Source organism: Cellvibrio fontiphilus, assembly GCF_042646205.1.
GTDB lineage: Bacteria > Pseudomonadota > Gammaproteobacteria > Pseudomonadales > Cellvibrionaceae > Cellvibrio > Cellvibrio fontiphilus_A.
Map to the genome: position 1 here is coordinate 190,041 of NZ_JBHRTF010000001.1, position 11,832 is coordinate 201,872.

The following is an 11,832-nucleotide window of genomic DNA, read 5'->3' on the forward strand; positions in this document are numbered from 1 at the left end:
AGCTTATCCTCTGATATTTGTTTTTTTTTGCATTGCTCCAAGCAAGCTATCACCAACCGCAAAAATCAAACCGGCAATCGCACCATACACATGGGATTCGACGGCAACCGCCGCAGGAATCAATTGCTGTAGATCTGTCGCTTGGTAACCTGCACTATTTTCCTGCAGGAGTTTTGCGGCAACCAATAACAACCCCGCCGCACGTATCCACCAAGGGTAGGCGCCAGCGCCTATCAAGCCCACCACAATCAAACCATGCAGCGCACCAGATAAACCCGCATAGGGCTGGTATTCCGGATTGAAAAAATAAATTCCTAAACCGACCGCGGCACAGCACCAGAGCAACAAGAATAAAAATTTTCTGATGGATGTCTCCATAAAAAATGCCAACACACACAGCAGCAGTGCGGCTAGATTCATCAAAGTATGAATCCATCCAAAGTGCACAAAGTTAGCGCTAAGCAAACGCCAAATTTCGCCGGTGGAGACTTGGTCAGGGTATAAGCCGAGCAGAGGAAACAGTGAGCTTTCCACGGCAGTTAGGCTGAGCGTTACTGCGCTTAATATCAAGCAGAGTCCAAGTGTGGCTGTAATTTTTATTGCGGGCATCTGTGTTGTGGGGGGAGATAAGTTAAGTGGGCTGCCATCTTAGACTCAGGGTGCGGGTTGGTGCAAATTATCGGGAGCTTATTGTTCTTAGGTAGAGCTATTTAATGCTTGCTGGCCATGGGTAATCGACTTAAGCTTAGGTGAGACTAAATCTGGTCTTTAATCGGTCTTGCGGAAACTATGAACTACACCAATCAAATAAAGCCAATCAGCTATTTAAAGGCAAATGCGGCAGAAGTGCTCGAAACCCTGACCCAAAGTCGTGAGCCGTTGATTATCACCCAGAACGGCGAGGCCAAAGCCGTCCTGCAGGATGTTGCCAGTTATAACGAAACCCAGGAAACAATGGCGCTATTAAAAATTCTCGCCCTGGGAAATCGCGATTTGGAAGAAGGTAAGATTGCACCGGCAAATGATGTTTTTGCCCGCGCCCGGAATATTAAAGAATAATGTCCTTAGCAATCAGTTTTACCGCCGGCGCTGAACGCGATTTATTCAGCATCTACGATTACATCGCCGAACACGACTCCCCACAAAAGGCCGATCAGCTATTGGATCAGCTGCAAAAGCTCATCAATAACTTGAGTGAAAACCCAGAGCGCGGAACCTTCCCTAAAGAATTGTTGCAGCTAGGTATTCGCGAGTATCGGCAGGTTTATTTCAAACCCTATCGCGTTATCTATCGCGCACTGCCATCGCAAATACTGATTTATTTAATTGCGGATGGGCGCAGGGATATGCAGTCATTGTTGGAGAGGCGGTTGTTTGCAGGATAATTGGGTGTGGGGTGATTGGTCTGTTATAAATTTTTAATCTTGTGCATTACGGCGGCTTGCTTCGCGAAGCCGCCCTACGTGGTGCGATGATTGTAGGGCGGAGTCGCGCAGCACTCCGCCGTAGGTTAATAAAAGGAGTTATTGGAGAATGGATTATCGTAGGCTATGGCACCCAGGCGGCACCTATTTTTTCACTATAAATTTACAACAGCGAAAGAATAACGATCTATTAGTTCGGCATATTGATTTGTTACGCAACTCTGTAGCCAGAGTACGCAAGCACCACCCCTTCAAAATTCACGGATGGGTCGTATTACCAGATCATATGCATTGCATTATCGAATTGCCGGAAGGTGATGCAGATTTTGCTATGCGCTGGCAATTAATAAAATTAATGTTTTCAAAAGGTATTCCAAGGGAAGAGTATCGTTCTGCGGTACAAATTAAGCGCCGCGAACGCGGAATATGGCAGCGCCGCTATTGGGAGCATTTAATTCGTGACCAGCAAGACTTTAATGCACACATGGATTACATTCACATCAATCCATTAAAGCATGGTTTGGTGCAACGAGTTAGCGATTGGCCATATTCCACGTTTCATCGCTACGTAACGCAAGGCATCTACCCACATAACTGGGCTGGAGGCAAAGAAGATACATTGCAATACCACGATTAATGTAGGGCGGCTTCGCGAAGCAAACCGCCGGAGGCTCATTCTGTGAAAGAAAAGTTAAAATTTAATTTTTGGCGTGACTTGTCTGATGAAGTTAAAAATAGGTTGAAAAATTTTGGGTACGCGATTCCTAGTGATTTGGATTTGAGTAATGGTTCCAGTAAATCATTGCCTGACGCAGTACGTGCAGAAAAATTGTTTAAACATTTCTGTTCAGTGGCTGCAAGGCGCGTTCCAGTTATTAATTACAATGTGTGTTTCTCGGATTTAATTGCTTCTGACGCAGAGAAAATGAAGCGGTGTGAATTCTTCAAAAATGCATTTGCAAGCGGTATAGATGTAAACCACTTAATAAGCAATAAAGCCAAGATGGTAAGACAGTTTAAACAAGAAAATTTAGATCACATGCGGAGCGAGTGGGGTATTTATCATCTCCATTTCGATGAAAAACGGACAGCGGACTTATTATTTATTTATATTAATGGAAATAGTGTTTATTTCTTGGATATCTTGTCTCATGGGAGCGATACAGATGATGCTGATTTGTGGTGCAATAGGCATCTGGTAGAGGTTATACACTCAAATTGGCCTGAAATCATCAGGCGGTTTGTTTATACAGATTTGATTGCTGATGATCTAGCTTACGAGAGTCCTGATGCTCGTAAAAATTCAAGAGATAAGAATTCGAATCTTTGGGTACGTGTATCTGACGGAACAGTATATATGTCATTAGGTGGTGGTTTTGCTGCAGATGGATCGAACTTTCATGTCATGCGTTGTGTTGATCAAATGCTTAGTAAAATAGAAGAGATTGAACTTGACGTAAAGGCAGGATATGTAAATATCAGGAAGCAGTTGAATTTTCTGGATTCAGATGATTTAAAGCTCAAGCTCTTGTTTGATGAAAATATGGAGCCTTATATTTTCAATAAGAAACGTAAAGCAAGAATATATATTCATAGGGAGTAATGGCGGCTTGCTTCGCGAAGCCGCCCTACGTGAGTAGCTCTCAGAAACGAAAAAGGCAGCCGGTGAGGGCTGCCTTTTTATTTTGCATGCGGTGTTTTATTTACTTCGCGCCTGCTGCTTCCAGAGCGGCGGCATATTCCTCACCATTGCGGTGGGTTTTTACCACCTGCAAAAAGGTTTTACCTTCCGGGCCTATGGCGTTTACATCTTTGCCGGCTTCAACAAAAAATTTTACAAAGGTGTTGAAGTTGTCGCCGAGCATACCGCGATAGGCTTTTTCCAGCAGGTGATAGTCCGGGTTTACGCCGGCGGGGGCAGGGTAGTTTAAAAAGGTTTTGATGCGTTCATCATCAAAAGTTTCACCCAGTACTTTTTCTTTGTCTTTACGTTGGCTCATTTCAGTTCTCAACCATTCAATTTTTTAATTAACAATTCATTCAGCACTTGCGGATTCGCTTGGCCTTTGGAGGCTTTCATGGCTTGGCCGACAAAGAAACCGAGCATTTTTGCGCGTTTGTCTTCGGCAGCGGCGCGGTAGCCCTCCACTTGTGCGGTATTCGCGGCGATGATGTCGTCGATAATTTTTTCCAGTGCGCCGGTATCGGAAACCTGTTTCAATCCTTTGGTTTCGATAATCGTGTCGGCATCGCCTTCACGGTTACAGATTGCTTCAAACACTTGTTTGGCAATTTTGCTGGAGAGTGTGCCGTCTTTCACGCGCACGACCAAACCGGCAAGCAGTTCGGGGGTGACGGGTGATTGGTCGATGCGCTGTTCGGTGCGATTTAAATAAGCACCCAGGTCCGCCATGATCCAGTTGGCGGTGAGTTTGGCTTCGCCGGAAATTTTTGCCGAGGCTTCAAAAAACGCCGCGGTAAATTTATCCATGGTGATTTGACCGGCGTCGTAGCTGCTCAGGCCGTATTGCTCCACAAAACGCGCGCGCTTGGCTTCGGGCAACTCCGGCATTTGCTGGCGAACGGATTCGATATATTCATCGTCCAAAATTACCGGCAGCAAATCAGGGCAGGGGAAGTAGCGGTAGTCGTTGCTGTCTTCTTTGCTGCGCATGCTACGGGCTTTTTTGGTGTCGCCGTTGTAGAGGCGGGTTTCCTGAATAATTTTGCCGCCGTCTTCCAGCACATCAATTTGACGCTCGACTTCCAGCTCAATCGCCTCTTCCATAAATTTAAACGAGTTTAAATTTTTGGTTTCGGTACGTGTGCCGAGTTTGTCGGAGCCTTTGGGACGCACAGAAATATTTACGTCAAAACGCATAGAGCCTTGACTCATTTCGCCATCGCAAATTTCCAGCGAGGTCACGATAGAGTGCAATTTTTTGGCGAAGGCAACGGCTTCTTCGGCGCTGCGCATATCCGGTTCGGTGACCACTTCAATTAGTGGTGTGCCGGCGCGGTTTAAGTCGATGCCGCTCATGCCGGCAAAATCTTCGTGCAGGGATTTGCCCGCATCTTCTTCCAAGTGCGCGTGGTGAATGCGAACGCGTTTGGTGCGGCCTTCGCTTAATTCCAAATCAATATAGCCCGCGCCGACAATTGGCTCGGCAAGCTGTGTGGTTTGATAACCCTTGGGCAGATCGGGATAAAAATAATTTTTGCGTTCAAACACCGAGCGTTTGCCAATTTCTGCATTCACTGCCAAACCAAACATGGTGGCAAAACGAAACGCCTGTTCGTTGGCAACGGGCAGTGTGCCGGGCATGGCTAAGTCAATCGCACAGGCTTGAGTGTTTGGCTCAGCGCCAAACGCCGTGCTGGCGCCGGAGAAAATTTTGGTTTTGGTGGCGAGTTGTACGTGAACTTCCAACCCGATTACGGTTTCCCATTGCATTTTTTCTTCTCCTCTTTATTCAATGCCAGGGGCGGTTTGTTGGTGGAAGTTGGTTGCTTGCTGGAATTGGTGCGCGGCATTAAGCAGCTGTGCTTCCGCAAAGAAGTTGCCAATTAATTGCAGGCCAACGGGTTTGTTATCCACTAAACCGCAGGGAATTGAAAGTGCGGGCAAACCGGCAAGGTTAGTGGCGATGGTGTAAATATCTTCCAAATACATGGCCACCGGGTCTTTGGTTTTGGAGCCAAATTGGAATGCGGGTGACGGCGAGGTTGGGCCAATAATGACATCAACCTGGGCAAAAGCATCCATAAAATCCTGCTTGATCAAGCGGCGGATTTTTTGCGCCTTGCTGTAATAGGCATCGTAATAACCCGCGGAGAGCGCATAGGTGCCCACCAAAATGCGGCGTTTCACTTCGTTGCCAAAACCTTCGCTGCGCGAGCGCATGTAAAGGTCATTTAAATCCGTTGGGTTTTCGCAGCGATGGCCGTAGCGCACGCCATCAAAACGCGACAGGTTGGCAGAACATTCTGCTGGCGCAATCACGTAGTAAGCCGGCACGGCGAGATGGGTGTGGGGCAAGCTGACGCTGTGAATCGTTGCGCCCATGTGCTCGTACACTTTAATCGCCGCTTCAACCAGCGCTGCGGTTTGCGGATTTAAACCTTCACCGAAATATTCTTTGGGCACACCAATGCGCAGGCCGGTCAATGGCTTGTTCAAATCGGCGGTGTAATCCGGCACCTCGCGTTCAACACAGGTGGAGTCCTTCGCGTCATAGCTCGCCATATCGTTTAACAAAATCGCGGCGTCTTCGGCGGTGCGCGATAAAATACCCGCTTGGTCAAGGCTTGACGCAAAGGCAATCATGCCCCAGCGCGACACGCGACCATAGGTGGGTTTAATGCCGGTTAAGCCGCAGAGTGCCGCTGGCTGGCGAATCGAACCGCCGGTATCGGATGCGGTAGCGGCAGGTGCCAAATGGGCCGCAACGGCAGCGGCAGAACCGCCGGATGAACCGCCGGGAACACAGTCAGTCGCCCAGGGGTTTTTCACCGGGCCGTACCAGCTGGTTTCGTTGGATGAACCCATGGCAAATTCATCCATATTGGTTTTACCCAGCATCACCACACCAGAATTCAAATAATTTTCGACGATAGTGGCGTTGTAGGGGGCGATAAATTTATCCAGCATTTTGGAGGCGCAAGAGGTACGCACACCGGTGGTACAGAAAATATCTTTGTGGGCGATGGGCACACCACAGAGCGCTGGCGCATTGCCGGCGGCGAGGCGCGCATCGGCAGCAGCGGCTTGTTGCAGCGCCAGTTCGGGCGTGACGGTGATGTAGCTGTTGTAGGTTTGATCCAGACGCGCGATGCGGTCGAGATAGTGCTGGGTCACTTCGGTACTGGAAAAGTCCTTGTTGTGCAGGCCTTTGACCAGTTCGGCAATGGTGAATTGATGCATTGCAAATTCCTGAGATTTTTTTGTAAGAAGGGCGGGCAGCTATTGAGCGCCGGCTATTCGATAACCTGTGGCACCAGATACAAGCCGTCTTGGGTGGCTGGCGCAATTGCCTGAAACGCGGCGCGTTGGTTGGGCTCTGTTACCACATCGGCACGCAGGCGCTGCACGGCATCCAAGGGGTGCGCCATGGGCAGTACGCCATCGGTATTCACTGCCTGTAATTGGTCAACCAGAGCCAGCACATCGGAGATACTTTTGGCCGCTTCGTCAGCGGCCTCATCGGTAATCTGGATACGCGCCAGCTTGGCCAGCTTGGCGATATCGGAACGGTCTACAGCCATAGTGGTATTAGCTCCAGCAGATAAAATGCAAAAGTGCGGCTAAACCGCAGGTATCCTGCGTCAAGTCGCTGAAAAATGGGCGCCCAAGGTATCACATTTGGCGAGTGCCCTGAATCCCTGATTCGGACTCCTGTGAGTTGCTGATCTGCTTGTGCAAAAAACGCGCGGACGAGGCAATTGATTTGTGGGTGAAAGTGAACTTTTATCCGATGAATCCCTCTTTATTGAAACATTGCGGTAGTTTTTTGCAGATTTTTTTATTTTTTAAAGCTAAATCGACTCGGATAAAAAATAAAAATTCACATATACTGCGCGCTTACATTTTTTTGCATGGATCTCCACCGCGTGGAGCTGATGAATCAGGGAGCTTGGCTTAACGCCAACGATAAAGAGCCAGGAGCGCGCCGCCGTCACCGCTGGCATCAATAATTTCAGTATGGCTGTCTTCCGGCTGCTTTTACCGAACACCTATTCCAACACATTTATTTAAGGCCTCGTCTCGTCATGATGAAACTTTTGCGTGGAGCATTTTCCAACGACTTGTCTATTGATTTGGGTACAGCAAACACCCTGATTTATGTCCGCGGCCGCGGCATTGTTTTAAATGAACCCTCGGTCGTGGCGATTCGCCATCACAACGGCACCAAAATTGTTGAAGCTGTAGGTGTCGAAGCAAAGCGTATGTTAGGCCGTACTCCGGGCAACATCACTGCTATTCGCCCATTGAAAGACGGTGTGATCGCCGACTTCCAGGTCACCGAAAAAATGCTCCAACATTTCATTCGCAAGGTTCACGAAAACTCCTGGTTTAACCCATCCCCCCGTGTATTGATCAGTGTTCCCTGTCTGTCTACTGAAGTGGAAAAACGTGCGATTCGTGAATCAGCACTGGGTGCCGGTGCACGCGAAGTGCGTTTGATTGAAGAGCCAATGGCGGCAGCGATTGGTGCTGGCCTCAAAGTCTCTGAAGCCAATGGTTCTATGGTGGTGGATATTGGCGGTGGTACTACCGAGATTGCGGTTATCTCCCTGAATGGTGTGGTTTACTCTGATTCCGTGCGTATTGGTGGCGACCGTTTTGATGAAGCGATTGTGAACTACGTGCGCCGCAATTACGGCAGTGTGATTGGTGATGCGACTGCTGAGCGTATCAAACAAGAAATTGGCTGCGCCTTTGCCGGCAGCGAGATTCGCGAAATTGATGTGCGTGGCCGCAACCTGGCCGAAGGTGTACCGCGCAGCTTTACCCTGAGTAGCGATGAAATCCTTGAAGCCCTGCAAGACCCGCTGGCGGGCATAGTGCAGGCAGTGAAAAGCGCGTTGGAACAATCACCACCGGAGTTGGCTTCTGATATCGCCGAAAGCGGTGTGGTATTAACGGGCGGCGGTGCACTCTTGCGCGATATCGACCGTCTGCTGTCTAACGAGACTGGCTTGCCGTTTATTGTTGCCGAAGAGCCGCTTACCTGTGTGGCCCGTGGTGGTGGTATTGCGCTGGAGATGAACGACAAGCGCAATATCGACCTGCTCTCGTCCTGATAACAGCGGGGCGACTGGCGCAGTTGGCGCTGGCGCTCCACCTGCACAGGAGATATCGCCATTAAACCGCTCTTCAATCGAGGCTCTTCTGCCGCCGGCCGCGCCTTTCTGTTCATTGTGATCATGATGGTGCTGGTGGTAGTTGGGCTCTACACCGACCGGCTTGAACCCCTGCGCGAAAAATTCGCGCAATTTGTCACTCCTTTTTATCAGCTCACCGATGTGCCCAGCCGTGTGAATGACTGGCGCAAGGATACCTTTGTCTCGCAAATAGACCTCAAGCTGGAAAACGACACACTCAAAACCGAGCTGTTGATTCATCAGCGCAAATTGCAACAAATGGCATCGCTGGCAGCGGAAAACGTGCGCTTGCGCCAGTTGCTCAATGCCAGTCAAACCCTGCAGGATACGGTGCTGATCACCGAACTTATCGGCGTCTCACCCAACCCCCTGAGCCACAAGGTGATTATCAATCGCGGCGCCAAAGACGGCGCATTCAAGGGGCAGCCAGTACTGGATGCCTTTGGTTTGATGGGGCAGGTGATTGAAGTGGCAGAGCACTCCAGTACGGTGTTGCTTATCTCTGATTCTACCCATGCCATTCCGGTGCAGGTGAACCGCAACGGTGTGCGTGCCATCGCCGAAGGCACGGGCGACCTCAACAGTTTGAGCCTGCGTCACGTCTCGGCCAATACCGATATCCGCGCCGGCGATTTGCTCGTCAGTTCAGGCTTGGGCGACCGTTTCCCGGTGGGTTACCCGGTTGCTGAAGTTCTTGATGTGGTGCGTGACCCCGGTAAAGCCTTTCTGACGGTAATCGCCAAGCCCATGGCGCGCCTGGATCGCAGCCGTCACTTGCTGTTGGTGTTTGCCGACCGCGACCGCGCCAGTGTACCCGGCGCGCTATCCCTTCCCGATACTGCTGACGGGGCCAAGTAATGCCCGCCTCACGCGTTAATCTCTATGCCGCGATTGGCATTAGTTTTTTGCTGGCTCTGGTGCTGTCGGTTTATCCATTGCCCATGGACTGGCGTTGGTGGCGCCCTGAGTTTGTATTGGTGGTAGCTATTTACTGGGTATTCTTTATGCCACTCACCGTCAGTTTTAGCTTCTTGTGCGCGCTTGGCCTGTTTCAGGATCTGCTCGAAGGTGTACCTTTTGGGCAGCACAGCCTCGGTTTGGTGATAGTGGCTTACATTTGCATACTCTCTTACCAGCGAGTGCGTAACTTTCCCCTATCGCGGCAAGCGGCTTGGGTATTTATATTGGTTGGCATCGCCCAACTGGTCGATAACTGGGTGCAAGGCATGGCAGGGCGCCCACTCTCTGGCGTCCAGTTTTTGTACCCCGCCTTTACCAGTGCGCTGATTTGGCCGCTGTGTTGTGGCGCCTTGAACCGCTGGACCCATGGTTTTCACCACTAGCGGTTGCGGTTGAATTACACAGAATAATATTGTCGCCCCGAGCTTGGGGGCAGGAGAATTCAGGGTGAAACCAGTAGTTCCTTCGTTGTATCTGGCTTCCCAGTCGCCGCGCCGGCGCGAGCTGTTGCGACAGATTGGTGTCCAACACGCTGTTATCAACGCTTCAATTCCCGAACAAGCTGCTCCCGGCGAAACCGGTCTCGCCTATGTCCAGCGTCTTGCACGGCAAAAGGCCGAGGCCGGCTATGCCCGGCTTATCGCGCTGAATCTGCCTCTTGCGCCTGTATTGGGCGCCGATACCCTCGGCTTGCTGGATGGCGAGATCCTGGAAAAGCCACTGGATAAAAACCATGCCCTGGCGATGTTGCGCCAGCTCTCCGGCCGGACTCATCAGGTGGTTACCGCTGTTGCCCTGCACAGTGGCGAGCGTCAGGCACTGCGAGTCTCCACTACGGATGTCACATTTCGCGAATTGAGCGATGAAGAAATAGCCGCCTACTGGGAAACCGGTGAACCGCAGGATAAAGCCGGCAGCTATGCCATTCAGGGGCTAGGTGCGGTTTTTGTCAAAGAGATTCGCGGCAGTTACTCCTGTGTTGTGGGCTTGCCGATTGAAATGACTTGCGAGTTGCTGCGTGAATTTGCAGTGCCTTGGTGGACGCCTTTGGGAGCGGAGTCAGGCTCATGAGCGAAGAGATTCTCATCAATGTCTCACCGGTGGAAACCCGGGTTGCACTGGTTGAAAACGGTGTGGTTCAGGAGTTCTACATAGAGCGCAGCCACGGCGAAACCTACGTTGGCAACATCTATAAAGGTAAGGTAGTGCGTGTACTGCCCGGTATGCAGGCGGCGTTTGTGGATATCGGCCTTGAGCGCACCGGGTTTATCCATGCTGCCGATATGATGCCAGAGCCGCCGGAAGGCGAAGTGCGGCGCGGTGAAGTGCCGGATATTCGCACTCTGGTGCGCGAGGGCCAAACCCTGCTGGTACAGGTCGCCAAAGACCCGATCAGCACCAAGGGCGCGCGTTTGACTACCCACCTGACGCTGTCGTCGCGCTATCTGGTGTATATGCCCAACTCCTCCCACATAGGCGTATCTACCCGTATTGAGGACGAACCCGAGCGCGAGCGTTTGCGTCAGGCGGTTGAGGCGGCGGTGGCCGGGCAGGGCATCAGTGGTGGCTTTATCGTGCGCACTGTGGCTGAAGGTGCCGACGCCGAGGCAATCAATGCGGATATCCCGTTTTTATGCCAGCTTTGGCAGGACTTGAGCACTAAATTGCCTAGCTTGGGTGTGCCGGCGGAACTTCATCGCGATATGCCGCTCTATTTGCGCGCGCTGCGCGATATGGCGCGTGCGCCTATCGACCGGGTGCGGGTGGATTCGCGCCTGACCTGGCAGCAGATGCAAGAATTTGCCGCCAAATATGCGCCCCAATTGGTGGAGTTGATTGAGTTGTACAGCGGTGATCGCCCGCTGCTTGAGCTTTATGGTGTGGAAGAGGAAATCCGCCGCGCCCTGGAGCCGCGGGTGCCGCTTAAATCCAATGGTTATTTGATCATCGAACAGACCGAAGCCATGACCACGGTGGATGTAAACACCGGCGCCTTTGTTGGCCACAGGAATCTGGAAGAGACGATTTTCAAAACCAATCTGGAAGCGGCAACCGCCATCGCGCGCCAGCTGCGGTTGCGCAATCTGGGCGGCATTATCATTCTCGATTTTATCGATATGAAAGATGCCGAACACCAGCGTCAGGTATTGCGAACCCTGGAAAAAGCGCTGGAGAAGGATCACGCCAAAACCAGAATCACCGGGGTATCGGAGCTGGGGCTGGTGGAAATGGCGCGCAAGCGCACCCGCGAATCCTTGGGCCAATTGCTGTGTGAGCCCTGCCCGGTGTGTCAGGGGCGCGGTCAGGTGAAATCGGCCGAGACTGTGTGTTATGAAATTTTCCGCGAGATTCTGCGCATGGCCCGCACCTACGACAACGAGAAGTTTTTGGTGCTGGCTTCGCAGTTGGTGGTGGACCGTTTACTGGATGAACAGGCAAGCTACGTCGCGGATTTGGAAGCTTTTATTAACCGTACTATAGAGTTCAGGGTTGAGGCGCTCTTCCATCAAGAGCAGTACGATATTGTGTTGGTTTAACTTGTCCTTTTGCCTCCCTGGAACCT

Annotated in this window: 14 protein-coding genes; 9 read left to right on the plus strand and 5 right to left on the minus strand. The window is 51.1% G+C overall.

Annotated features, from left to right (window positions below):
- Positions 1-3 precede the first annotated feature (3 nt).
- Positions 4-534, minus strand: a complete 531-nt coding sequence (rrtA, locus tag ACFODX_RS00865) for a rhombosortase (RefSeq protein WP_378115099.1) — start codon at positions 532-534, stop codon at positions 4-6.
- Positions 535-789: 255 nt separating this feature from the next.
- Here rrtA and ACFODX_RS00870 point away from each other — a divergent pair, with 255 nt between their 5' ends.
- The 4 genes from ACFODX_RS00870 (at position 790) to ACFODX_RS00885 (ending at position 3,027) form a co-directional block, all read left to right on the plus strand.
- Positions 790-1,059 (plus strand): type II toxin-antitoxin system Phd/YefM family antitoxin, encoded by a 270-nt coding sequence (locus ACFODX_RS00870; protein ID WP_378115102.1) that lies wholly within the window; start codon positions 790-792, stop codon positions 1,057-1,059.
- On the plus strand, positions 1,059-1,385 hold the full coding sequence (locus ACFODX_RS00875; protein WP_378115104.1) for a type II toxin-antitoxin system RelE/ParE family toxin: 327 nt from the start codon (positions 1,059-1,061) through the stop codon (positions 1,383-1,385). Before ACFODX_RS00870 ends, ACFODX_RS00875 begins: the two co-directional genes overlap by 1 nt.
- A 148-nt stretch (positions 1,386-1,533) precedes the next feature.
- Positions 1,534-2,061, plus strand: a complete 528-nt coding sequence (locus ACFODX_RS00880; protein ID WP_378115106.1) for an REP-associated tyrosine transposase — start codon at positions 1,534-1,536, stop codon at positions 2,059-2,061.
- A 42-nt stretch (positions 2,062-2,103) separates the two neighbouring features.
- Entirely contained in the window at positions 2,104-3,027 is a 924-nt protein-coding gene (locus tag ACFODX_RS00885) for a hypothetical protein (protein ID WP_378115108.1), read from the plus strand.
- 100 nt (positions 3,028-3,127) lie between these two features.
- Here ACFODX_RS00885 and ACFODX_RS00890 read toward each other — a convergent pair whose 3' ends face one another.
- The 4 genes from ACFODX_RS00890 to gatC are packed head-to-tail and all read right to left on the minus strand — an operon-like array spanning position 3,128 to position 6,689.
- Positions 3,128-3,424, minus strand: a complete 297-nt coding sequence (locus tag ACFODX_RS00890; protein ID WP_378115110.1) for a PA4642 family protein — start codon at positions 3,422-3,424, stop codon at positions 3,128-3,130.
- A gap of 8 nt (positions 3,425-3,432) precedes the next feature.
- Positions 3,433-4,878, minus strand: coding sequence for an Asp-tRNA(Asn)/Glu-tRNA(Gln) amidotransferase subunit GatB (gatB, locus tag ACFODX_RS00895; protein WP_378115112.1), 1,446 nt, complete (start codon positions 4,876-4,878; stop codon positions 3,433-3,435).
- Between the two features lie 15 nt (positions 4,879-4,893).
- A complete protein-coding gene (gatA, locus tag ACFODX_RS00900; protein WP_378115114.1) occupies positions 4,894-6,348 on the minus strand; it encodes an Asp-tRNA(Asn)/Glu-tRNA(Gln) amidotransferase subunit GatA in 1,455 nt (484 codons plus the stop codon).
- Between the two features lie 53 nt (positions 6,349-6,401).
- A complete protein-coding gene (gatC, locus tag ACFODX_RS00905) occupies positions 6,402-6,689 on the minus strand; it encodes an Asp-tRNA(Asn)/Glu-tRNA(Gln) amidotransferase subunit GatC (RefSeq protein ID WP_378115116.1) in 288 nt (95 codons plus the stop codon).
- A 504-nt stretch (positions 6,690-7,193) separates the two neighbouring features.
- Between gatC and ACFODX_RS00910 the strand changes: the two genes are divergently transcribed.
- The 5 genes from ACFODX_RS00910 to rng all read left to right on the plus strand — a co-directional run bounded on the left by ACFODX_RS00910 (position 7,194) and on the right by rng (position 11,806).
- Entirely contained in the window at positions 7,194-8,228 is a 1,035-nt protein-coding gene (locus tag ACFODX_RS00910; RefSeq protein ID WP_007644386.1) for a rod shape-determining protein, read from the plus strand.
- A 60-nt stretch (positions 8,229-8,288) separates the two neighbouring features.
- Positions 8,289-9,167, plus strand: coding sequence for a rod shape-determining protein MreC (gene mreC / locus ACFODX_RS00915; protein ID WP_378115506.1), 879 nt, complete (start codon positions 8,289-8,291; stop codon positions 9,165-9,167).
- Entirely contained in the window at positions 9,167-9,652 is a 486-nt protein-coding gene (gene mreD / locus ACFODX_RS00920; protein ID WP_378115119.1) for a rod shape-determining protein MreD, read from the plus strand. Before mreC ends, mreD begins: the two co-directional genes overlap by 1 nt.
- A gap of 64 nt (positions 9,653-9,716) precedes the next feature.
- Complete coding sequence (locus ACFODX_RS00925; RefSeq protein ID WP_378115121.1) at positions 9,717-10,340, plus strand: Maf family protein; 624 nt, start codon at positions 9,717-9,719, stop codon at positions 10,338-10,340.
- Complete coding sequence (gene rng, locus ACFODX_RS00930) at positions 10,337-11,806, plus strand: ribonuclease G (protein ID WP_378115123.1); 1,470 nt, start codon at positions 10,337-10,339, stop codon at positions 11,804-11,806. The genes ACFODX_RS00925 and rng overlap by 4 nt, the downstream gene beginning before the upstream one ends.
- Positions 11,807-11,832 lie beyond the last annotated feature (26 nt).